The organism is Halobacillus sp. GSS1, assembly GCF_017307035.1.
Taxonomy (GTDB): Bacteria; Bacillota; Bacilli; order Bacillales; family Halobacillaceae; genus Halobacillus; species Halobacillus litoralis.
Window position 1 is genome coordinate 477,906 of record NZ_JAFLHE010000001.1, and the last position, 21,145, is coordinate 499,050.

Annotated in this window: 24 protein-coding genes and 1 riboswitch; of the genes, 4 read left to right on the forward strand and 20 right to left on the reverse strand. The window is 43.8% G+C overall.

Translation table 11 applies throughout. The annotated features are described in order from the left end of the window. Nucleotides 1-17: 17 nt before the first annotated feature. Both J0K78_RS02415 and J0K78_RS02420 read right to left on the reverse strand, forming a co-directional pair. The gene (locus tag J0K78_RS02415) at nt 18-785 is read right to left on the reverse strand and encodes a metallophosphoesterase (protein ID WP_206945223.1); all 768 of its coding nucleotides are present in this window, start codon (nt 783-785) and stop codon (nt 18-20) included. 227 nt (nt 786-1,012) lie between these two features. Beyond that, complete coding sequence (locus J0K78_RS02420; RefSeq protein ID WP_206945224.1) at nt 1,013-1,651, reverse strand: CBS domain-containing protein; 639 nt, start codon at nt 1,649-1,651, stop codon at nt 1,013-1,015. A 125-nt stretch (nt 1,652-1,776) separates the two neighbouring features. Between J0K78_RS02420 and J0K78_RS02425 the strand changes: the two genes are divergently transcribed. Genes J0K78_RS02425 through J0K78_RS02435 form a run of 3 tightly spaced genes read left to right on the forward strand, consistent with a single transcriptional unit; the run spans nt 1,777 to nt 2,867 of the window. Beyond that, nucleotides 1,777-1,998: a spore coat associated protein CotJA gene (locus J0K78_RS02425; RefSeq protein ID WP_206945225.1), complete on the forward strand. Its 222-nt coding sequence runs from the start codon at nt 1,777-1,779 to the stop codon at nt 1,996-1,998. After that, the gene (locus tag J0K78_RS02430) at nt 1,995-2,264 is read left to right on the forward strand and encodes a spore coat protein CotJB (protein ID WP_206945226.1); all 270 of its coding nucleotides are present in this window, start codon (nt 1,995-1,997) and stop codon (nt 2,262-2,264) included. The genes J0K78_RS02425 and J0K78_RS02430 overlap by 4 nt, the downstream gene beginning before the upstream one ends. 33 nt (nt 2,265-2,297) lie before the next feature. Then, nucleotides 2,298-2,867, forward strand: a complete 570-nt coding sequence (locus J0K78_RS02435; RefSeq protein ID WP_146815984.1) for a manganese catalase family protein — start codon at nt 2,298-2,300, stop codon at nt 2,865-2,867. A gap of 3 nt (nt 2,868-2,870) precedes the next feature. Here the strand turns inward: J0K78_RS02435 and J0K78_RS02440 are convergent, their stop codons facing one another. Genes J0K78_RS02440 through J0K78_RS02455 form a run of 4 tightly spaced genes read right to left on the reverse strand, consistent with a single transcriptional unit; the run spans nt 2,871 to nt 6,339 of the window. Next, entirely contained in the window at nt 2,871-3,182 is a 312-nt protein-coding gene (locus tag J0K78_RS02440; RefSeq protein ID WP_206945227.1) for a hypothetical protein, read from the reverse strand. After that, nucleotides 3,175-3,771 (reverse strand): CPBP family intramembrane glutamic endopeptidase, encoded by a 597-nt coding sequence (locus J0K78_RS02445; RefSeq protein ID WP_206945228.1) that lies wholly within the window; start codon nt 3,769-3,771, stop codon nt 3,175-3,177. Before J0K78_RS02445 ends, J0K78_RS02440 begins: the two co-directional genes overlap by 8 nt. Next, nucleotides 3,768-5,279 (reverse strand): RecQ family ATP-dependent DNA helicase, encoded by a 1,512-nt coding sequence (locus tag J0K78_RS02450; protein WP_206945229.1) that lies wholly within the window; start codon nt 5,277-5,279, stop codon nt 3,768-3,770. Before J0K78_RS02450 ends, J0K78_RS02445 begins: the two co-directional genes overlap by 4 nt. Next, a complete protein-coding gene (locus J0K78_RS02455; protein ID WP_206945230.1) occupies nt 5,269-6,339 on the reverse strand; it encodes a YpbB family protein in 1,071 nt (356 codons plus the stop codon). Before J0K78_RS02455 ends, J0K78_RS02450 begins: the two co-directional genes overlap by 11 nt. Nucleotides 6,340-6,469: 130 nt before the next feature. On the opposite strand from J0K78_RS02455, the gene J0K78_RS02460 reads away from it, so the two are divergent. After that, on the forward strand, nt 6,470-6,721 hold the full coding sequence (locus tag J0K78_RS02460; protein WP_206945231.1) for a ferredoxin: 252 nt from the start codon (nt 6,470-6,472) through the stop codon (nt 6,719-6,721). A 44-nt stretch (nt 6,722-6,765) separates the two neighbouring features. Here J0K78_RS02460 and J0K78_RS02465 read toward each other — a convergent pair whose 3' ends face one another. The 14 genes from J0K78_RS02465 to J0K78_RS02530 all read right to left on the reverse strand — a co-directional run bounded on the left by J0K78_RS02465 (nt 6,766) and on the right by J0K78_RS02530 (nt 20,615). After that, nucleotides 6,766-7,215: a helix-turn-helix transcriptional regulator gene (locus tag J0K78_RS02465; protein ID WP_206945232.1), complete on the reverse strand. Its 450-nt coding sequence runs from the start codon at nt 7,213-7,215 to the stop codon at nt 6,766-6,768. A 213-nt stretch (nt 7,216-7,428) separates the two neighbouring features. Next, nucleotides 7,429-8,658: a hypothetical protein gene (locus J0K78_RS02470; RefSeq protein ID WP_206945233.1), complete on the reverse strand. Its 1,230-nt coding sequence runs from the start codon at nt 8,656-8,658 to the stop codon at nt 7,429-7,431. Then, nucleotides 8,645-9,181 (reverse strand): RNA polymerase sigma factor SigX, encoded by a 537-nt coding sequence (gene sigX, locus J0K78_RS02475; RefSeq protein ID WP_206945234.1) that lies wholly within the window; start codon nt 9,179-9,181, stop codon nt 8,645-8,647. The genes J0K78_RS02470 and sigX overlap by 14 nt, the downstream gene beginning before the upstream one ends. A 980-nt stretch (nt 9,182-10,161) precedes the next feature. After that, nucleotides 10,162-10,674 carry an ECF transporter S component gene (locus tag J0K78_RS02480; RefSeq protein WP_206945235.1) on the reverse strand — a complete coding sequence of 171 codons (513 nt, stop codon included), beginning with the start codon at nt 10,672-10,674 and terminating at the stop codon, nt 10,162-10,164. A 6-nt stretch (nt 10,675-10,680) separates the two neighbouring features. Then, on the reverse strand, nt 10,681-11,082 hold the full coding sequence (locus J0K78_RS02485) for a DUF4430 domain-containing protein (protein WP_206945236.1): 402 nt from the start codon (nt 11,080-11,082) through the stop codon (nt 10,681-10,683). Nucleotides 11,083-11,289: 207 nt separating this feature from the next. Beyond that, nucleotides 11,290-11,471, reverse strand: a riboswitch (cobalamin riboswitch). Between the two features lie 45 nt (nt 11,472-11,516). Next, nucleotides 11,517-13,301, reverse strand: coding sequence for an ATP-binding protein (locus tag J0K78_RS02490; protein WP_206945237.1), 1,785 nt, complete (start codon nt 13,299-13,301; stop codon nt 11,517-11,519). Continuing rightward, nucleotides 13,301-14,017 (reverse strand): response regulator transcription factor, encoded by a 717-nt coding sequence (locus J0K78_RS02495; RefSeq protein ID WP_160913634.1) that lies wholly within the window; start codon nt 14,015-14,017, stop codon nt 13,301-13,303. The genes J0K78_RS02490 and J0K78_RS02495 overlap by 1 nt, the downstream gene beginning before the upstream one ends. 106 nt (nt 14,018-14,123) lie before the next feature. After that, nucleotides 14,124-15,314, reverse strand: a complete 1,191-nt coding sequence (ccsB, locus tag J0K78_RS02500; protein ID WP_206945238.1) for a c-type cytochrome biogenesis protein CcsB — start codon at nt 15,312-15,314, stop codon at nt 14,124-14,126. An 18-nt stretch (nt 15,315-15,332) separates the two neighbouring features. Next, a complete protein-coding gene (gene resB, locus J0K78_RS02505; protein WP_206945239.1) occupies nt 15,333-16,964 on the reverse strand; it encodes a cytochrome c biogenesis protein ResB in 1,632 nt (543 codons plus the stop codon). A gap of 28 nt (nt 16,965-16,992) precedes the next feature. Then, nucleotides 16,993-17,544 carry a thiol-disulfide oxidoreductase ResA gene (gene resA / locus J0K78_RS02510; protein WP_206945240.1) on the reverse strand — a complete coding sequence of 184 codons (552 nt, stop codon included), beginning with the start codon at nt 17,542-17,544 and terminating at the stop codon, nt 16,993-16,995. A 54-nt stretch (nt 17,545-17,598) separates the two neighbouring features. Then, nucleotides 17,599-18,327, reverse strand: coding sequence for a pseudouridine synthase (locus tag J0K78_RS02515; RefSeq protein ID WP_206945887.1), 729 nt, complete (start codon nt 18,325-18,327; stop codon nt 17,599-17,601). Nucleotides 18,328-18,463: 136 nt separating this feature from the next. Then, nucleotides 18,464-18,979 (reverse strand): spore maturation protein, encoded by a 516-nt coding sequence (locus tag J0K78_RS02520; protein WP_160913641.1) that lies wholly within the window; start codon nt 18,977-18,979, stop codon nt 18,464-18,466. After that, nucleotides 18,976-19,566 (reverse strand): nucleoside recognition domain-containing protein, encoded by a 591-nt coding sequence (locus J0K78_RS02525; RefSeq protein ID WP_206945241.1) that lies wholly within the window; start codon nt 19,564-19,566, stop codon nt 18,976-18,978. Before J0K78_RS02525 ends, J0K78_RS02520 begins: the two co-directional genes overlap by 4 nt. Next, nucleotides 19,554-20,615, reverse strand: a complete 1,062-nt coding sequence (locus J0K78_RS02530; protein ID WP_206945888.1) for a D-alanyl-D-alanine carboxypeptidase family protein — start codon at nt 20,613-20,615, stop codon at nt 19,554-19,556. The genes J0K78_RS02525 and J0K78_RS02530 overlap by 13 nt, the downstream gene beginning before the upstream one ends. Nucleotides 20,616-21,145: the final 530 nt, after the last annotated feature.

Genomic DNA, 21,145 nt, shown 5'->3' on the forward strand with positions numbered 1-21,145 from the left:
ATGTTTTAGAGGTTGATTTAATTTTCGGATGTTAATTCTATCCAGTGACATTCCGCTTTGGTACCTAGACGTAGAGGCAATAAGGATGTACCATATCCCTCACTTACAAGAAAAGCCTGGTTTTCACTGATTTGCCATCCGCCCCGCTCATAAGGCCCGAAGCCAAAAATCCTGATCTGTCCCCCATGGGTATGTCCACTTAGGACCATATCAAACCTATCCTTGGCCCCTTGATTCATCCGATTGAATACATAAGGATCATGTACACAAAGAATCTGCAGGCCTTTTTTATCTTCTAAATAGGAAGCATTTCGGTTAGGTTTCATAAAATATGGATCTAAGGCACTCAATACGACCGGGGTTCCGTTTGGTAACTCAACAAACTCATCCTCGTTTGATAGGGGGATGACTTCTTCTTTCATCAATTCATCCAAAAATGACCCGTACCTCCACTCATGATCATTATTCCCGGGAATGAAATAAACAGGAGCTCCCCATTGCTTTAATAGGGATAGGTTGTGCATAAAACGCTCATAAGATGTCCTTTTATCTACGAAATCACCACCGATGATGACAAGATCGACAGTGCTTATTTTTGTGAACGTTGCCTCATTTAATTTTCGATTATGTATGTCACTAATGAACAGCAGTTGAATCCTCTGATCAGCATCCAGACCTTTACACTCCAATTGTTTTTCTTGCAAGTGATCGTTCTCTGACAAAGCATACATACACCCCAACAGCATAACGCCGACAAGAAGGGCGATTAGCAGGATCCATACCATTTGAACACCCCCACACTACATTTATAGAACTCTTATATTATCACAAACGTGTAAGCCTGATAAAACGAACGTGTATGGAAGATTTCACCTGATCCCTCAAATATATAGAGAATGTGATACAACATGAATCATAAAAACCAGAAAAAACCGCTCAAGATTACACATCCTGAGCGGTTTTTTCTACAGTTAATCACCATTATAAACCCAAGAAAAATGAAAGAACTTCCTCACACATTCTTTACGCTTAGAATTCTAAAACCTGTCTTTTCCAGCTTCTTCGTAAATGCCTCAATATTATCGTTGTCCTCAATCTTCAAGACAATTCTTCTGGCAAGCTTATCGGTTTCATCAAACGTAGCAAGTGAAATCACGTTTTCGTGGTAACTTTTAATAATATCCCCGAGTCTTTCAATTCTTCCTGATGATTCTTCGGAAGTGAAAGCAATTCTGACTCCTTTTTTGTTGACCCCGAACGCACTTTCGAACTGTTCGATGACATCAAATCTTGTCACGAGGCCGAGAAATTTCTTGGAATCGTTGACGACAGCCAGCACGGAAAAACCTTTGAACAACGGCAGCGTATGTTCAAAAACCTCTTCGTCATGAATATAAAAACCCTCATACATGGAAACATCACCAGCAGTGGTTTCACGAAGAAACGTTTTCCGATCTATTTCTTCTTCTAAATTAAAATAAGCCCGAAAGATAATCTCTTTAGAGATCATTCCTTTGAATTGACCTGATCTCAAAACAGGCATGGCTTCAATATCTTTATCATCAAGCACTTTCAGAACTTCTGAAAGTGAAGCGGATGATTCCGCCGTGAAGGATTTGTGGGCGGGTTTCATAATTCCTTTAACAAACATACACTCACCTCTTCTTTTTAATTTGCACGGTAATAATTTCGCCATCCACCTGCGAATATCCTGCCTGCATCGCATAGGACAAGAAGGGCCCACATAAAATTCCTAGGAAAAGGATGTGATGTAGGATGTACACACCAATTAAATGCTACCAGCCTTACCACGGCCCTTTTGATCCATGTCCGCCACGAGGGACGGCTTGTTACCAGACACCGCCTAATCTCTATCTTGGATTTCAGCCCCCAAACTTGCAGCAATTCCCGATACAAGACGCGTTGTATAAAGGAACTCTTTGGCCGGCTTTGTATGATCCCTACCCTACACCTTCAGAGAAAGGAGCAAAACGATGAAGCAAGGGGCTAATCCTGCTAAAGAGCGATATGCTTTAATGGAAAAGATTCAAATGGTGGATTTCGCTTTGGTAGAACTTACTCTTTACCTGGATACCCATCCGCAGGACACCCAGGCAATCCAGCAGTTCAATCAGCTTGCGGTTGAAAGCAGAGATCTGAAATCTGCCTATGAGCAGCAGTTTGGACCTTTAAGGCAGTATGGTGGCAGTTTTTCAGGTTATCCATGGAATTGGGGAGATAGTCCGTGGCCATGGCAGTTATAAACCTTCAATGATGAAGGACATAGGAGGGCGCTTATGTGGTATTACGAAAAGAAGTTACAATATCCTGTAAAAGTAACGGAATGCAACCCGAGGCTTGCAAAATATTTAATTGAACAGTATGGCGGAGCGGACGGCGAATTATCCGCAGCCCTTCGTTACTTGAACCAGCGTTACAGTATTCCGGATAAAGTGATTGGTCTTTTGACGGATATCGGGACAGAGGAATTCGCTCATTTAGAGATGATCGCCACGATGATCTATAAACTCACGAAAGATGCGACACCGGAACAAATGAAAGCGGCGGGACTTGGTGCCCATTACGCAAACCATGATCACGCTTTGTATTACAATAACGCAGCAGGAAGCCCGTGGACCGCCACTTACATTCAGGCGAAAGGAGATCCGATTGCTGATCTATATGAGGATATAGCTGCTGAGGAGAAAGCAAGAGCCACCTATCAGTGGATCATTAATATGTCGGATGACCCATGCTTGAATGACAGTTTGAAATTTTTGCGTGAACGAGAAGTGGTTCATTCCCAAAGATTCAGAGAAGCGGTTGAAATACTTAAGTTTGAAAGGGATCGTAAGCAATTTTTCTAAAGATCAACGCTCTACCGTGATTTGTTCATGGTAGGGCGATTCTTCTATGAAGCCTGGCTTAGGAAAGGTTTGCCCAAACCATGCATCCCAATAAGGAAACGAAAGCATCACAATAATCAAGATTAGAAGAATGACGAAGAGGAAGCGCATCCAAATCGCATTTACCTTCCACCTTGTTTTTTCTTTCCTGCCTTCATGAACATCTTTTCTTGGTGGCAGATCCAGAATGTCAAACTCTTCCTTTTCAAACCCTTCATCTTCTCTGTAGTTCCTCATCTGCTCTGTTTGATCTTTTGATGAATGCTGTTCACTCATCGGCTTCCCCCCATTTTCCGAAACGGATCCAAAAGGCTAATACAACATCAATAAGAAAATGCGCCAGGATGGTCACAAGTAAATTACCCGTCATCTCATACATATACCCGATAAAGAAACTGACGAATAATACTGAAATCAATAACACGATTTTTGTTAAATAACGAATATGCATAACGGCAAAGAGTACACTTGCAACCACATACCCAAACTCCGCATGCAGGACTCCGCGGAATAGCATTTCTTCACTAACCGCAACCAGCAAAGTAATGCCAATAATACTTAAACTTGAACGATTCTTGAAAACTTTGACATTAATGCCGCCATCATCGTACATCCTTTGTGGTAAACGATACACGAGAAAAAGGTCGATGAGAAGCACCATAAGTCCTGGTATCAATCCGTAAAGCAACAGCTCGTTCAAATGGAAATCCACTTGACTGCTCCAATCAGCCCAAAAAGCATCAAAAAGGAATACGCTGCCAATAATTGCGAGAATCAGTATACTCAACTGAGTAAGAACCAATTGTAGTGTAATTTCCCGGTCGTTCATTTCCATAATCAGATCTGATTGACTCTTTCGTTTCATAAACCGGCTCCTTGTTTGAAAATAAACTTTAAACGATCCTCCCAGCTGAACGTATCATACGTACGACGCTCCTCCTGGAAAGATAGATCATCCATGCTGAAATCACATTGGTCACAGCATGGAACGGTTGGCTTTTTGACCATGTCCTGAAACGGTTTATATAACGCTTCTCTGCGACAATCAGATGAGTGAATCCATTTCAACATTTCATTCAGTTTGTTGTGTTTATACATCCACCTCTCCTCTAAAAAGCGGTGAATTTCCTGAAAGAGGTTAGAGGTCACCCCTACTAGTTTTCCGTTTTGTAAAGCACCCTCTTCTTCTAACTGAAACTTGATAAAATTCCATTGGGATTCGGATAACTCAAAGCGTTCAATCATGATATCATCTGAAGGCACTTCTTCTCCCTGCTTTTTCATTAAAAAAGAGAAGACTCGATGAAGATCATTTTTCTCAGGAAGTTCACTCTGTATAAGTCTCTGAGGAAGATAATGGTCCTGACGTGTGAAAAGCAGTAGACTGACCGCCGCTTCACCGTCCCGTCCTGCCCTGCCGACCTCCTGGATAAAGGATTCCAGTTGAGGGGGCAGATGGAAATGTATCACCATGCGTATGTCTTTTTTGTCTACTCCCATACCGAAGGCACTTGTACAGCAAATGACATCCAATTGATGATTCATGAATTGCTGCTGCACCAGCATACGATCTGTTTGTTCCATTCCACCATGGTAAAAGGCGACTCTCTGGTCCAAACGCTCCCTCAGTTCAAAACTGACTTTTTCTGCCCACTGGCGGCTTGAAAAATAGATCATGGTAGGAGCTTGGTTTTGCTTGAGCACTTCAACGATTCGTTCCGTTTTTTCTTCTGGACTCGTGCATTCTTCCACAGCAAAACTAATGTTTTGTTTATCCATCGGATAGATTCTCTTTTTCATATGGGGAAGTCTCAGCTTTTCCATGATATCCTGCTGCACATCAGGGGTCGCGGTTGCACTTAAGGCCATCACGGTTGGGTGGCCGAGGTTTTCAATGGCCTGATGAAGCTTGAGATAATCCGTTCTGAATTCATGTCCCCACTGAGATATACAGTGGGCTTCGTCAATAACAAAAAGAGGGACATGCATCCGGTTTAAACGTTGCTGCAGCCAATCATTCTGCAGCATTTCTGGTGAAATGTAGACAAGCGAGTATTTATGAAGGTTCTTCAATACAGCATTTCTTTCAGGCTGATCCATGAAACTGTTCACAGCGGTCACGGCTTTATATCCAGAAGCCTTCAACTGCTTCACCTGATCCACCATCAGTGATATCAGGGGAGATACGACAAGGGTAGTGCCACCTAGGACCTTGGCAGGAAGTTGATAACATAGCGATTTGCCTGTTCCCGTCGGTAGGATTCCTAATACATCTTCCCCCTCCAGAACATCTGTAATGACTTCTTTCTGACCTTCCCTGAATTCGTCAAAGCCAAAATTCTCTTTTAGTATCAAACCTAGATCATGACTCATCCTTTGTCATACCTTCCCTTATTGCGTGCTGGCCTTTTGCTAATGCGAGGCGCAATTCGAAATAATCATATTTTCCATCCAACGCTTCATGTATTTGCTTCAGCTTTTTTGTATCTAATTGACTCCCCATTTTATTTATCTCACGTACGTCAACCTCACTCAAAAAAGAAGCAATCGAAAAATCGGGGATAATTAAAGCGGATTCTACAATATGGTCCTGGATCGTGCTCTTTTTCAATCGCCGTATATTCATAATTTCCTGCATGCTCAACCCTTGTTGAATATACTGGTATGTCTTCCTAGCCGATCTTGTAATCAGGTGGGTCGCATCGAGTCCTTTTGTACAGAGGTGCAGCACAGGATAGCGAGCCTTGTCCCTTTTAGATTCAAGAAACAGATAATAATAGGTATGTTGCAGCATGATCTCAACATCTTCTCTATATAATTCAAACTCCCTTGTGAGTTGTTCGATCGTCATGCCAATCACTCCCCCGCCCGTCAAACGATGGACGAACAATTCTGCTTGAAGAGACGGGTGCTTTTTTAGGAGATGATGAATTTCTTCATACAACGATTCCCCCATCTTTGGTAGTTTATCTTGAAATTGCTGATGGACTTTCCGCACCCAATTTTGTGTGCCAAAGTCATCAACGATGGGTACATAGTGGTGAATGCCGGCATTGGAGTTCGCCATCGCTTGCAGCAGAAGATAGACTCTTTTGACAAAAGTAGGAACCACGTCATGCCAGACCATTCCTTCAAAGTATTGAAGCTCATGAACCGGGAAAGATGACAATTGCCGAGTCCCTTCAGAAGTTATGGAAGGAAAAGATTGTTCATTTAACTGGATAAACCCGTTACGAACCAGTGTGTTAATCTGTGTCTCCAATGACTCACGCTTCAATGATGGATAGATACCGAACAGTGGATCAAGCTCGTACCCTTTCGCATCCTGTAGTGTTTGTGAAGAACGTTTCCCTGTCAGTAAATGATAAATGCCCGAGACTGTACGCTCTCCCCTGAGTCGATCCACACAAGTTAAAACCAAATGACCGAACATCTTCTCCCCCCTTTTCCTCCTTGTTCAGCATGGTTTAGTTGAAAACCATTCCCATGCGATTTACAATAAACGTTGTACTTATGTAATCAATACCTCGATCATAGAGAAGTTTCATGAAGGAGGTCGTTCTATGGCCAAATATACAATCGTAGATAAAGAGACCTGCATTGCCTGCGGGGCCTGCGGTGCTGCTGCCCCTGATTTATATGACTACGACGATGAAGGAATTGCTTATGTCGTCCTTGATGATAACGAGGGTACTGATGAAGTGCCGGAGCTTTACGAAGAGGATATGGAAGATGCATGGGAAGGGTGTCCGACAGATTCTATAAAGATCTCCTCAGCTCCATTTCACGGAGACCCTCTGAAATACGAAGAGTGATGTACCTCTTTTCGTGACCAAAGCCCCTTTTTCAAGGGGCTTTTTTATTTGACTAATTCTTCAAAACGGATTTCCGCCTCCGTCCGATCAATGGTAGAGAACATACGAAAATCCTCAGAATCAATGATTCTATAATGGTGACTGATCAGGTTTTGCTGCAGGATGTAGTTTTCACCTTCTGCAATGGTTTGCCACCATACTTTCCCACCAAGCGTTTTCTTCCCTTGAGGCTCCACATGTTCATGAGCTATAGTTTCCACGATTTCTACAGGAGCATCCCCTAATACGCCTTTGAGAACATCGCTCTCTTGAAAAAGAGCACATACGGCCACGACCGTCGTCCAGCCTGCCAACGTTCTTTGTTTTTCAATTTGGACAAGCGTCTTTTTGGATAATCCGAGGATTTCTGCCATCCTGTCCTGGGTATATCCATGCTCGACACGGATCAATTTTATTTTTTCAGAAACCTGTTTCCGCACATCGTGTTTATCCATGACTCATCGTCCCCTTTTCTACGTTCCTTTATTTTAACATGAGCGGAAGGGCCAATCCTAGAACAAAGACTTTAACGCTTTCTGATAAACACAAAAACGTCTAAGTCAACCAGTAAGGGCGGTTTCATAGTTTCGAGCAAGAAGGGTGCTGATGGACCGTCTTTCCTCAACGAGTAAAAAGAACCCCCTGCAAATATCGCAGAGGATTCTCAGTCATTGGTCCATGACAGGATTGATTCTTCCAGGTACATCAATCGGTTCTTCAAGATCATAGGTGGAAAATTCGCTTACATTCATACCATTGAACTTGACCCTTTCAAAACCAAACTGGCCAGCTGTTACAAGAATGGCTTCAACCATCGTCAAAAGCTGCTGCTCACTCGCCCATGATTCATGCTGCACCTGTATATTCATGATTCCTTGATCTATTGTTGTTGAAGTAAACTGAACATGTTCCGGCACGGCAGGGCTTATATAGAGACCTTTTCCCTTTTCTTGCATCAAAGAAAGCGCTTCACGGAACGTCGGAGAACCTTCCACAGATATGGGAGCAAGAAATCGTTCAGAAGAATCTTCATACTGATACAATTGAAAAATGTACTCTCCTTGTTGAATGACAGGAATTTCAGAAATTTCACCGTAACTTCCCAGATTGACAGGGCCACCAGATTCGGTCTGCACAGAAATTTCCTGTAGTTGAAAGTTCTCCAAGTCCCAGCGAATGCTTTCGATGATTGCGTTCGCCCATGCTGCGCCACTAACGCTGAAACCATCAGGAAACGTAACGACAGCTGCCCCTTCTGTTTCATTGATCTCATATTTCAATTCGTCTACAACTCTGTCAGCTAACCCATATCTTTCTGGGGAAAATTCTTCGGACTCCGGCTGTTTCTGTACCGTAGGCAGGATGATTTCGGCATTTTTCCCTGGATAAGAAAGTGTACGAAGGCCGCTTTCGTCACTGCTTAAAATCAGTGAATCAAGCTCGGTTTCCGGATCTTCCCTGTCCTCTTCGACCTTTGTTTCATCTGCTTGGGGTTCTTCCTCTTCATTTTCTTCTGCAGGAAGACTTTCCTCCTCACTGGAAGGTTCAGCTTCCTTGGTTTCAGAGCTTTCCTCTCCAGTTTCTGAAGGTGATGAATCGAGTGAAGGCGACGTTTCTTCATTTGCAGTAGAAGACTCTGCACTTTGATCTGCCCGATCAGCGGACTCTTCTACGGTAAGCATTCCATTGTTACTGAAGAAGACAGGCAGGAACACGGCAAGGACGAGTAAAACAGCAACCGTAGCCAATCCAGGAAACAGCCATGGAGCTACTTTTCTTTGTGGTTTATTTACGCGTGAAGAAACCTTTTGATAGAGCATTTCTTTCGATTGGCGATCTTCCATTGCAGGGAGTTTACTTAATGCTTTTTTGATATCTTCATCACTATGCTTCTTCACTGTTTCCCCTCCCCTCTTCCATGTCTTCAAGTACCATCTTCAGAGCTTTCATAGCTCGATGTTGAGTCGTCTTCACTTTACTCTCACTCCAGCTTAAGATTTCTGCTGTTTCTTTTATGGACATCCCTTGAATAAAACGGAAAATCAACACACTTCGCTGATCGACCGTACATTGATCCAATGCTTGATATACTCGTTGAATTTCATCATTCTGCACCGCTATCTCTTCCGGCATTTTATTCTGATCTTTGATTTGCTCCCCTTTTTCCGTCCAATCAAAGAATTCCATGAAGCGGTTTCTTTTTTGTTTACGGAAATAATCAATGGCTACGTGCCTGGCTATTGAAAACAACCATGTTTTCTCTGTGCTTTTACCATTAAATGAATCATAGGATTTCATGACCCTTACATAAACATCCTGAACCAGGTCCTCGGCAAGACTTCTGTCCTTGACCATATAGACCAGGAACTGAAACAGGTCATGGTGATAGTTATCATATAGTTCATCAAAGAACGTTCGCAATGGTGGTACCTCCTGGGTCACTTTAATAGTCGTCTTATGTATGAAAAAGTTACACTATCTATCTTAATATGCAAAAAAAGAAAAAGGAACCTCATTTTCCAAACTCCATCCCACCTTTAACTAATGCTGCCTTTAGTTAAAGACTAAGTTTCGAGACTTTTGTTGTGTGGATGGGGACTGCGGGGAATAGCACGCTTTCCGCGGGAGCGCGGTGAGCCTCCTCGGACTGCGTCCTGTGGGGTCTCACCATGCACTTTTTTTCTCATAGATATCCGGTTCCGACGCCTAGCGGCTAGTAAGACTTCCCTCGCTTCTATACGATAAGTCAACATCGAATCACTTCGTTCTTCGTGTTTCCTTTATCTCCGCCAGCTCAGTCCAGTCCATACGCCGCTGATCAAGGCGCCTCCACACTTAAGATAGGAGTCTCGCCATTCCCCTACGCCCCTTTACCATATAAGTATCTCGAAACCACTTCCAGGAAAGGGAAGCTTTACTTCTAAGGAGAGTGAAGTAACATGGATTCTCCAACCGCATTTTGAATGATAAAGCCTGTTATAGAGCGCTTTACCACTATAGATTCAGGATTTGTGAAAGACACTCATACTGGGCAAAGGGGTTCGTTTCTCACAATAATCGTATGGGGTGGTTGGGAAGCTGGGAGACTCCCGCAGGGCGTAGCCCGAGGAAGCTCTCCACTCCCCCACAGGAAAGTGTCCAAATGCGGAATCGCCCTGGTAGACACGACTGGCATAAGCAGAACAGCAACGGAATGTGCTTTTCATTCCTTTGCTGTTCTGCTTATGACGCGAGTGTCTGGGCGATGGAGCTAGACGAGTAGCTTCCCAGCCACCCCTGACGCGCAACCCAGGCAACGAACCCCGGAAAGCATCGAAACTGAGTCTTCCATAATCCTGCCATTATCTTTAATAAAATATAGAGGTAGCGGTAACAAAAAAAGCTACCCTTGGTTCGGGTAGCTAAGATACTTTTGATATGGCGTTTCTTTTTTCGTAGCGTTGGAAAAGTGTTCCAAGTATTGGAGAAAGAGCCAATATGAACACAGTATTAGATACTGCATGATTGAGATCCATCGGGAGGCCGGCTAAATAATAGGCCCAAAAGGGTTGTCCCGTTGCCCGCATGGTCAATGATAGAATGACACCGAACAAAAGCCCACTGATGAATCCATAGATGGAAAGACCCCAGGATGGCATGTTCGACCAATACTTCCCTAGTAGACCAGCAACGATTCCTATGATTGACCAGGCGATGACCTGCCAGATGGTCCATATGCCCATGCCCAGCAGCACATTCGATACAAAAGTCGTGAGCAGAGCAATGAGAATGCCGGCACTAGGTCCAAGCCAGAAACCAGCAATAATGATGATAGCAGTTACCGGCTGGATGTTCGGTAAATGAGCTAATGCCATTCTTCCTGCTATGGCTAAAGATGCGAGCATGGCAATCAGTGTAAGCTTATATGTGTTCATCATTCATCATTCCCAAGATTGATAATCAAAAACGATTTCGTCTCCATCCTCTACTTCGTACTCATTGGCTCCAACCATTGCTTCGTCACCATTTATGGTGTACATCCAAGCCATTTTTTCCTCTTGGTTACCAGCAATTCCTTCTATGCTGTTGATAAACCCTTCTGATTGTTCAACTTCATAGTTCTCTTCCATGACTTCCATAAGGGTGGTTCCTTCTTCTACCGTTAATTCATCTTCAGCCATCATTTCTTCGCCATTGTTTTTAGAAACCTGTACCTGTACAGTGACTTCCTGGACTTGTTCTTCCTGAGTCGCTGATGTTTCCTTTTCCTCTTGTGTCCCACACCCTGCCAGTACGGCAACAGCAAGAATCATGGCTGTAAAAAACGTGCTCCACTTTTTCATGACAATCTCTCCCTTTTTTCTTATTATTTCACGGCCAGGAGGAGAGAAAAGCAAAGACAACCAAGTGACATGTCTGTAGAAATCCAATAATCTTTCCTACCAAAAAAGCTTACCCTTCTACAAGGGTAAGCTTAAGACAAACGAAAGGATAAGATTTACGTTACACGTCATACCGATCGGTTGTCTCAAATGCTCAATCCCCGAAGCTTTGAAACATTGGATCAGGCAGGTCTACTGACTCGTGCGTCATCCTAATCAGGATCCTTCCCATACCCAACCGGTACAGTGGAATTTCCCTTTCGTCTACACTTACAGTTGCGAGGACAGTTCTGGTTTCGCACCAGATTCCCTATCAAGTCTTTTCAGACACCTGAATCCTCTTCATATGAAGTTTCCATAATCAAGATTACATCAATTTTTAGAATATAGCAACTTTATTTTTCCTTATGGGAAAAAGGGATTTTGAAAGTGAACGTTGTTCCTTCTCTCAACTTGCTATGAACACTGATGGTCCCTTCGTGAGCTTCTACAATGTTTTTCGCGATGGCTAGTCCGAGACCCGTGCCTTTTTTATAATTTTTATTCTCACGTTTTCTTGATTTGTCGGCTTTATAAAAACGCTCAAATACAAAAGGAAGGTCTTCCTCGGCGATTCCGTAACCGGAGTCTTTGACACTTGCAATCCATTCTTTCTCATCTTTTTCTAGAATCACCTGTACCTCACTAGCTGGCTCGGAATGCCGAATCGCATTATCAATCAGATTCGTAAACACTTGTTCAATCCGATCAGGGTCAAAATCGAGAAGCCCGAACTCTCCCTCTACCTTCAAGTTAAGATCTACAGATTTTTCATTGGCGATTCCACTGAACTTCCGAATGATTCTGTTCAAAAAAGGCTCCATTTCAACAGATTCTTCGTTCAATTGAATATGCCCCGCTTCCATGCGCGCGATATCCAGCAGCTCGTTGACAAGCCGGCCAATTCTGAGAGATTCATCATGGATGATTTGAGCGAGTTCATTTTTGTCTTCTTTTGATTCCGCAATATCATCTACGATGGCTTCACTATACCCTTGAAGCATGGAAATGGGGGTTCGCAGTTCATGGGACACATTCGCGATAAAGTCTTTGCGGAGCTTATTCAGTCTTCTTTCCTCTGTCATATCCCGAAGGACAGCGACAGCCCCCCGTACTTTTTCTTTGTCATACAAAGGTGTCATAATGATGACCCAGGATCTACCTTGAAGCGTCATCTCAATCATGGATTCATTCTCATCTGTAATGACATCGTTAAACAAATCCATCAGTGGTTCTGGAAGGGACGATTGATCAGCAGAAGCAGAGGCAGCATTCTTTTCAAACTCGTAGGCCTCTAAATATTGTTGGGCCGGAGGATTGGAAATGAGCACATCCCCTTCACGGTTAAACGTAATAACACCATCTGCCATCGACCTCAAAATGCCTGAAAGCTGTTCTTTCTCCTGATTTAAAGCGTTAATATGAAACTTCAACTCCCGTCCCATCCGATTAAACGCCATCGCTAATTCTCCGATTTCGTCATGGGTACGTATGGGGATTTTCGTGTTGAACTCGCCTTTAGCAAGTTCCAATGCTCCTTCTCTCATTTTAATTAAAGGAGCTGTGATTCGAGTGGACAGGAAGAAAGCGAAAATGGTTGTCAGTACGATGGCAATTCCAGCACCAAGGAAGATGATTTTCGTTGTCTGCTCGGACGTTTCTTCAATCGTATCCAGTGATTGATAGACAAAGACAGCTCCGTCCCGGTTATCAAGCGGGGTGCCGACAACCATTACTCCTGTCTCGCCATTTCCGAGATCCGCAACCTTTTTGACATCTGCCCTTTCATTCAAAACGGTTGCGGTATCTTCATCATTTTCAAACCAGTCATAATCCAGCACGGGCAGAGAAACGGAATCACTCTCAGAAACCAACTGCTCATCTTCACTCAATACGATGACCGCACGACTGGCCGGATCTTTGACAAGGGCTGTTGTTGAAAGTAAGAGGTCTTCCTCTTGTTCATAGCGGTCCACGACATCTGAAATCCGGTCCGCCGTTTGCAGCAAATGCCGTTCTGCTTCCACTACGTGATAGTTTTGAAAAAACTCAAGAAGAAGAACAGTCAAAATAAAGAGGACAAAGCAAACCAATAGTAAGATGGTAAACCATAACTTCCCGACTACACTACGCCAGAACATCAGTCACCAGAGACCTCGAATTTATAGCCGATGCCCCAAACCGTCACAATCATCCCTGCTGCTTCTGCAGAAACTTTGCTTAATTTTTCGCGGAGTCGTTTGACATGCGTATCCACCGTCCGAAGATCGCCGAAGAATTCATACTGCCAGACTTCCTTAAGCAGTTGTTCCCTGTCAAAAACTTTATCCGGAGACTGAGCCATATAGTGAAGAAGCTCGTACTCTTTTGGTGTCAATGCTACTTCTTTCCCAGCCGCCGTTACACGGTGAGCGTCATTGTCAATTGTCATATGAGGAAAAACAAGGACGTTACGGGCAGATGTTTCCGTTTCTAAAAACTTCGTTGAAGAAGAGCGGCGCAGGAGTGCCTTTACACGCAAAACAACTTCCCTTGGACTGAAGGGTTTCACGATATAGTCGTCCGTGCCTACTTCAAACCCTTGCACGCGATTAGCTTCTTCCCCTTTTGCTGTAAGCATGATCACAGGAGTGGCTTTCTTCTCACGCAACTCTTTACACACTTCAATTCCGTCTTTTCCAGGGAGCATCAAATCAAGCAGAATCACATCATATTCATTATGAAGCGCTTTTTGCAAAGCTTCTTCCCCGTCTTCTGCTTCATCAATGACATAATCTTCCCTTTCCAAATACATACGAATCAGTCGTCGAATGCGTTCTTCATCATCTACTACTAACACTTTGGCTTCTTGATCCATTTAAAAACCTCCAAATCATAGAATTCTAATCCTATGGTTTCATTACATCGTATCCTTTACACAAAGGGCAGGCGGAGTTTTAAAAATTCTCGCCTGCCTTTTGTTTTTATGCATAAGAATGTAAGCCTGAAATAATTAAGTTGACCGCAATTAAATTGAACATGATAATTCCGAAACCACCAACGGCAAGCCACGCGGATTTCATTCCCTGCCAACCTCTGGACAGTCGTAAATGAAGGTAGGCTGCATAGAAGAAGAAAGTGATCAGGGCCCAAACTTCTTTCGGGTCCCAACCCCAGAACCTATCCCACGCTTGCTGTGCCCATATCATCGCAAAAATGAGCGCTCCCAAAGTAAATACTGGGAACCCGATGGCAACGGCGCGGTAAGATACCTCATCTACAAGTTCAGGGTTCACTTTTTTGTTAAGAAGTGGTTGAATAGCCGCAGCTATCCGCTTTCTTAAAATAAGTCTTGTCCCCCAGTACAGGATTACACCGCCTAGAAGAGCCCATAGGAAGGTGTTGAGTTTCTTAGCCGCATCCTCCCCGCGCATCCATTCTGGTGCCTGGAACAATGGAGACATGGCTTCATCATTTATCAATTCCCCATTATAAGGTCCTGTAATGGCCGGCATGTTATAGGTGATCTCTGCTTGTTGTCCTTCAATCGGAGCTTCAAAAGTCGCTTCGTAATTCATCGCACTGAATGATGTAGAAACGATAATGAAAGCGAGTGTCACGGCAATGATATAGATGACAAACTCGAGCCAAACCGTATGTTTGGAACGTTTGCTCTGGTCCACCTGGCTGATCAGGAAAATCAATCCCGCCACAAAACTAACCGATAAAATCCCTTGGCCAAGGGATGCTGTCGTTACGTGGATGTACAACCAGTGCGACTGCAAAGATGGTACAAGTGGTGATATTTCCGTTGGAAACATGCTTGCGAAAGCAATGAGCAATAATGCAATCGGCAAAGCGAATAATCCTAAGAGATCCACTCTGTAAATAAAGTAGAGAACGATGAATGCGAATACAAGCATCATTCCAAAAAATGTCGTGTACTCAAACAAGTTACTGATCGGGGCATGACCACTGGCGAACCACCTCGTAATAAAATACCCGACTTGAGTGAGAAAACCGATGATCGCAAGCGAAATTCCAATATTCCCTGCAATGCGGCTCTTCCCTCTCTTTTTATCGCGGATCGTGCCTCCGAAGAAAAAGGTCGCTATTAAATAGATGAAAAAAGCAGCATAGAGCAGATTGCCGCTTATGGTTGTCCAATCTCCCATTGTTTCATCCTCCTGACTCTATGATTTCATTTCATACTGGTCCTGAGGGGCCTCGATGTGAGTGCCTTCAATGGATTTCTCAATCTCCATTCTCAAGGCATACCAGTTTTTATTCGTATGTCCTGCAATCCATACTCCGTCTGACCTAGGTTGCAGCCAGATTCGACGATGGTTCCAATACATCCCCTGGATCACACCGATCATGAAAATCGCGCCTCCAAGAGAAATGATTCCTAGTGTATGGTCCTTTTTCACAGTCAAGCCTGTGACGTCCCGTGTATCGAAACCTGTAAGGCCTAGTTTATATTGGTTATTCTCTCCGGCATCGATATTCGCGCCTATCCCTAGGAAACTAGTTTCAGGCGTTTCTTTATCTGGTGCATACAAATTGAATACGAAAGCTGGGTTCTTCGGATACTTGGATACGGAAGCCGGCTGGCCATCCTGCATTTCATACTCTGGAAAATAGTTTACGACCTCTACCCGGAACCCTCCGTCCAGCTCATATGTAGATTGGGGGTCCGTCAAATCGACTGTAAATTCGCCGTAGTTGGTCTCTTCATCATCCTTGTCATGGATTTTGAAAGACATTTCACTGAACTCATCCAATTGATAACTCGCCTGATAAAGGGCAAAGTCCTCAAACTTTAATGGATTGTTTAACGTAGCAGCGCCTTCCTTGATCGTCTCAAGCTCAGGATCTGCGCCGGCGACTCCCTGATTTGTCCGCTCATAAATAACAGCATCTGTCCGGAAGGTTTTCGGAATCGCTCCATCCTGATTTTCAATGGCTTCCTTAAACTTCGCATCCTCAGGATTGTCTTTATCATAGGTTTCTAGAGTGAAGGCCTCATTTTTGATATAGTACTCGCCTTCTGTACCAGGGATCAGTGTAGTTTCTCCTTCTCTCACCCAGACGTGTTCATCGACATAAAAAGCAGGGATAAACCGGAGAATTGCACCTAATAGGAAAATAATAAGACCGATATGATTGACATAGGGTCCCCATCTCGCAAAACGGTTCTTCTCTGCCAGTATATGTCCATCTTGTTCATAAACGTTGAAGCGTCTTTTCTTTAAGTTGCTTTTGAATGTTTCATAATCGATAGAATCCGATTTCGTCTCTCCGAACACCCGCTGTTTTTTCATGAACAGTTCATGACGCTTCGGCTTCTGCCTTTTCAAAGTTTTATAAAGCGGGAAGAAACGATCGATGGATGCAATGACAATGGATATGCCAATCATCGCGATTAACAGCATGTACCACCACGAACTGAAAAGGTCATGAAATCCGAGTTGATAATAAATCTGTCCGGCTATCCCGTATTGATCCTTGTAGTGGGTGGCAGGATCTGCCCCGCCAATAAACACGGATTGAGGGAAGATCGTTCCGATCGCAGATGCCACGACGGTGATAAAGATCAGGGTGACCCCGACCTTCACGGAAGAAAAGAAGTTCCATATTTTATCAACGATCGTACGATTATACGTTTGGGAACGACGGGCACTTCCATCGTAACGCATGTTGAGGAGTTTTTTATCCTCATTCCCATCAATATGCTGGTTCTGCTCGACAGGTTTTCCGCAAGCTTCACAAAGAACCGTGCCTTCAGGATTCACATGACCACATTCACAGGTAATCTCTTTCATAGTAAAACCTCACAATGTCAAGTAGACTCTATTCCGCCGGTGCAATCTTTTGCAAGTGGCCTTCGAGTTTGTCCAAGGTTAGAGGGCCGATGACTTGCTCTTCAATTTCACCTTCAGGATTGATGAACAGCGTAGAAGGAATCGGACCGATGTTATAAAGATCCATCACTTCTCCATTTTTGTCCTGGAGAATTGGAAAGGTCAGATTGTATTCGTCCACGAAATTCTTCACCACAAGTTCGGTTGAATCCAAATTGACAGCTAGAATTTCGACACCTTTGTCTTTATACTCGGGATACAACTCTTCCATATAAGGCATTTCATCTTTACATGGCTTACAATACGTCGCCCAAAAATTGACCATGACGCCTTTTCCTCGCAAATCACTCAATTGAACCGTCTCATCTGTACCGAACTTTTTCAATTGAAAATCGGGGGCTTGCTCCCCTTTGGCGATCACCGCCTGTTCATCCTTGCCGTTAGCGACGAGAGCGAAAACGACAAGTCCGACCATGACGGCAAGCATGGCTGTTCTGAAAATAAGGCGCTTTCTTTTTTTTCTAATGGTTGATTCCTTCATTTTGACTCACTCCCAACCCATTATAACATTGATTGAAGGCTGTAAATTTGAACGTTATTCAACAGTTTTTTCAGCCAGTGCACGGAGCTGTTTCACTTCAAACGGTTTCAAAGGTCGAGAATCACCGGCATTCATTCCATGTAAGTCCAGTGTCCCGTAACGCTCACGCTTCAATTTGTCGACAGGGTAGCCAAGGGACTCAAACATCCGGCGCACTTGACGGTTCTTTCCTTCATGAAGAACGATTTGTACAATCGCCGTATTCTTCTTCGAATCGGTGGACGTGACTTTCGCATGAACGGCTTTCAAGTATTCCCCGTCTACGGTCATCCCTTTCTTCAACTGCTTCAATTGATCTTTGGTAGGAATGCCTTTCGTCTTTGCGATGTACACTTTGTCCACTTCATGACTTGGATGCATAAGTAAATTCGCAAACTCCCCGTCATTTGTTAACAAAATCAATCCAGATGTATCATAGTCCAGTCTGCCGATTGGGAATATCCGCTCTTGAACTTCAGGTAAAAAGTCTGTGACTACTTTACGTCCCTTATCATCACTGACGCTTGAGATGACTCCGCGTGGTTTATATAGCAAATAGTAGACAGGCGCTTCTTTATCAATCGGTACTCCTTCTACTTCTATATCATCGTTTTTACCAACCTTTGTTCCTAATTCTGTTACAACTTCTCCATTGACCGTAACCTTGCCGTCCACAATCAACTTTTCTGCTTTTCTTCGTGATGCGACACCTGCGTGGGCGATCACCTTTTGTAGTCGTTCCATATCTGCCATACGACCGTCACCAACTTTCTTTGAAATCACTTTTTTTCATGAAACGGAGCCACGCTCACAAAGCGCGGCTCGTCCGTTCATCTACATTATACACATTCTATAAAGTTTTGAACAAAAAATCATCCTATTAACTAAATAGGATGATGACAATGATAATTGATGCTATTATACCAACCAGATCGGCCAGGAGTCCAACTTTCAAAGCATCTCCCATTCTTTTAATACCTACAGCACCAAAATAGACGGTGATAATATACAGCGTCGTATCTGTACTTCCCTGCATTACAGAGGCGAGCTGGCCTATGAATGAGTCAGGACCGAACGTACGGATCAGCTCCGTCGTCATACTGAGGGCGGCCGTGCCTGAAATGGGTCGTATGAAGGCCAAAGGGAGAATTTCAGCCGGGGCTCCAAACAAAGACATGAGAGGTTCGAACAGTTTTACAATCGCACCCATGGCACCTGAGGCTTGGAACACAGCAATCGACACCATCATACCCAGCAAAAAAGGAAGCAGACTGATCGCTATTTGGATCCCTTCTTTACTTCCTTCCACGAAAACTTCATACGAAGGAACCTTTTTGAGGGTTGCCGTCACCAATACAAGCAGGATGATGGATGGGATGAGCCATATGCTGATCATAAGCGCATCGCCCTCTCCCTTTTATAGTGGAAATAACGGTCGATCAATAAAGCGGCAATGGTAGAAATAATAGTTGCCAGAATGGTAGCTCCAACGATGGAAGTCGGATCCTGCGAATCATACTTCATCCGAATCGCAATGACGGTGGTCGGGACGAGCGTCAGGGAGGAAGTGTTGATGGCAAGCAGTGTAATCATCGACCGGCTCGCTTTATCGGAACCTGACAACTCTTTCAATTCTTTCATCGCTTTTAATCCCATTGGTGTGGCAGCATTTCCAAGACCGAACATGTTTGCCGTCATATTAGACAGGATGTAACCGAGCGCCGAGTGGTCATCCGGAATTTCAGGAAAGATCCGTTTGACAAAGGGCCGGAAGATTTTCGCAAGGCCGGCAAGGAGTCCTGCCTCTTCAGCGATTTTCATCAGTCCCAACCAAAAGATAAGAACCCCTGCAAGACTCAGCGTAATCATAATCGCTTCATCCAAAGTAGAAAAAATCGCCTTGTTCACTTCGTCCATCGTACCATTAAACATGGCAAAGATGATGCCCGTTACCGCAAGAAACGCCCAAATCAAGTTGACCATGGCGCAACCCCCATCATCCTGTTCAGAAAGTTCTTCACTTCTGAAAAGAAGGATTGAGAAGGACGCTCATTCCACACAGGCGCTTCTACTACTGGTGTTTTTCCGACCATGAAGTACGTCACACCAGCTAAATTCGAATCTCCTTCTTGATCATAGCGATAAAACGTCGCTTGAAGATCATCTTTTTCAGATAAAGTAAGAGGATAATAGATATCTCTCGGAATATATAAAGATTGACCGTTCACTTCCACGGTACCTTCACTTTGAAGTTTTACCGTTTCAAAATTATCGAATCCCCACTCAAACATCCTCGTATGATCATTCCAATCATCAGGAGCATTTAAAGTTACAGCGATCAGCTCCATGCCATTCTTTTTAGCACTTGTCACCAACGTTCGTCCAGCGGCTTTAGTGAATCCCGTTTTCCCACCGTTTGTAGGCTCATAATATTGGGTCAGCATTTTATTTTTATTCTTCCAGGAGTATTCCCGATTCTCAGAACGATACATTTCACTGCCTGTCACTTCACGGAACGTATCGTTTTTCATGGAGTAAGCCATGAGCAGCCCCAAATCATACGCACTTGAATAATGGGTTTCTCCATCCAGGCCATGAGGGTTCTCAAAATGGCTGTTATTCATTCCAAGCCAAGCCGCTTTTTCGTTCATCATCTGTACAAAACCTTCGACGCTTCCGCCTACATGTTCAGCAATCGCTACAGCTGAATCATTTCCAGACCTAAGCATCAATCCATATACCAAATCCTTCAGAGGAATTTTTTCTTTCTCTGTCAAATAAATGGAGGACCCTTCTGTATAAACGGCCCTTTTACTTACTTTTACTTTTTCTTCCATCATTCCTGATTCTATCGCTATGATCGCAGTCATGATCTTTGTGGTGCTGGCAATCAGTGTAGGATCATAGGCATTCTTTTCGTATAAGACCCGTCCCGATTCTGCATCCATCAGAACAGCACGCTCAGCAGATACCGATATATTAGGATTCGCTTTTACCTTCTCCACCATAAAGATTGGGAGTAGTAAAGTCATTACCACAGCTACATAAAAGAACCTTCTCAAGAGGACTTCCTCCTATTCACATCATTTGCTTCAACTTATGCAAAAGCGTACAAGCTTATGAATGATAGAAAAATCCCAATACAAGAGGATTGCGGAAGAAAACTAAGTTAGAGATGTGTTTGATGAGTGGATGGGGCTGCGGGGAATGACTCGCTTTCCGTGGGAGCGCGGTGAGCCTCCTCGGACTGCGTCCTGTGGGGTCTCACCATGCACTTTTTTCCTCCTAGATATCCGGTTCCGGCGCCTCCACACTTAAGGTAGGAGTCTCGCCATTCCCCTCCGACCCTTACCATAAAAGTATCTTGAAACAACTTCAAAAAATAGTGGAGCTTCCCCTTTCGTGAGTTACACACAAAGCATGTATATTCTCCAATAAAACCAGCTAGTGAGCTCTTTATTGTAGGAAGGATGGTAGTAGATACTCAATTGAGGGAAAGGGGGCGTTCTTCATTGCTTTATATGGGTGGACTCCTAATATGGGAAATGGAGCTCCTATTATC

What these genes read in the sequence shown, in the direction of transcription:
- J0K78_RS02415 (WP_206945223.1), bottom strand. Translation starts at nt 785, where the DNA reads ATGGTATGGATCCTGCTAATCGCCCTTCTTGTCGGCGTTATGCTGTTG.
- J0K78_RS02420 (WP_206945224.1), bottom strand. Translation starts at nt 1,651, where the DNA reads ATGTTTGTTAAAGGAATTATGAAACCCGCCCACAAATCCTTCACGGCG.
- J0K78_RS02425 (WP_206945225.1), top strand. Translation starts at nt 1,777, where the DNA reads ATGTACACACCAATTAAATGCTACCAGCCTTACCACGGCCCTTTTGAT.
- J0K78_RS02430 (WP_206945226.1), top strand. Translation starts at nt 1,995, where the DNA reads ATGAAGCAAGGGGCTAATCCTGCTAAAGAGCGATATGCTTTAATGGAA.
- J0K78_RS02435 (WP_146815984.1), top strand. Translation starts at nt 2,298, where the DNA reads ATGTGGTATTACGAAAAGAAGTTACAATATCCTGTAAAAGTAACGGAA.
- J0K78_RS02440 (WP_206945227.1), bottom strand. Translation starts at nt 3,182, where the DNA reads ATGAGTGAACAGCATTCATCAAAAGATCAAACAGAGCAGATGAGGAAC.
- J0K78_RS02445 (WP_206945228.1), bottom strand. Translation starts at nt 3,771, where the DNA reads ATGAAACGAAAGAGTCAATCAGATCTGATTATGGAAATGAACGACCGG.
- J0K78_RS02450 (WP_206945229.1), bottom strand. Translation starts at nt 5,279, where the DNA reads ATGAGTCATGATCTAGGTTTGATACTAAAAGAGAATTTTGGCTTTGAC.
- J0K78_RS02455 (WP_206945230.1), bottom strand. Translation starts at nt 6,339, where the DNA reads ATGTTCGGTCATTTGGTTTTAACTTGTGTGGATCGACTCAGGGGAGAG.
- J0K78_RS02460 (WP_206945231.1), top strand. Translation starts at nt 6,470, where the DNA reads ATGGCCAAATATACAATCGTAGATAAAGAGACCTGCATTGCCTGCGGG.
- J0K78_RS02465 (WP_206945232.1), bottom strand. Translation starts at nt 7,215, where the DNA reads ATGGATAAACACGATGTGCGGAAACAGGTTTCTGAAAAAATAAAATTG.
- J0K78_RS02480 (WP_206945235.1), bottom strand. Translation starts at nt 10,674, where the DNA reads ATGAACACATATAAGCTTACACTGATTGCCATGCTCGCATCTTTAGCC.
- J0K78_RS02485 (WP_206945236.1), bottom strand. Translation starts at nt 11,082, where the DNA reads ATGAAAAAGTGGAGCACGTTTTTTACAGCCATGATTCTTGCTGTTGCC.
- J0K78_RS02490 (WP_206945237.1), bottom strand. Translation starts at nt 13,301, where the DNA reads ATGTTCTGGCGTAGTGTAGTCGGGAAGTTATGGTTTACCATCTTACTA.
- J0K78_RS02495 (WP_160913634.1), bottom strand. Translation starts at nt 14,017, where the DNA reads ATGGATCAAGAAGCCAAAGTGTTAGTAGTAGATGATGAAGAACGCATT.
- ccsB (WP_206945238.1), bottom strand. Translation starts at nt 15,314, where the DNA reads ATGGGAGATTGGACAACCATAAGCGGCAATCTGCTCTATGCTGCTTTT.
- resB (WP_206945239.1), bottom strand. Translation starts at nt 16,964, where the DNA reads ATGAAAGAGATTACCTGTGAATGTGGTCATGTGAATCCTGAAGGCACG.
- resA (WP_206945240.1), bottom strand. Translation starts at nt 17,544, where the DNA reads ATGAAGGAATCAACCATTAGAAAAAAAAGAAAGCGCCTTATTTTCAGA.
- J0K78_RS02515 (WP_206945887.1), bottom strand. Translation starts at nt 18,327, where the DNA reads ATGGAACGACTACAAAAGGTGATCGCCCACGCAGGTGTCGCATCACGA.
- J0K78_RS02520 (WP_160913641.1), bottom strand. Translation starts at nt 18,979, where the DNA reads ATGATCAGCATATGGCTCATCCCATCCATCATCCTGCTTGTATTGGTG.
- J0K78_RS02525 (WP_206945241.1), bottom strand. Translation starts at nt 19,566, where the DNA reads ATGGTCAACTTGATTTGGGCGTTTCTTGCGGTAACGGGCATCATCTTT.
- J0K78_RS02530 (WP_206945888.1), bottom strand. Translation starts at nt 20,615, where the DNA reads ATGACTTTACTACTCCCAATCTTTATGGTGGAGAAGGTAAAAGCGAAT.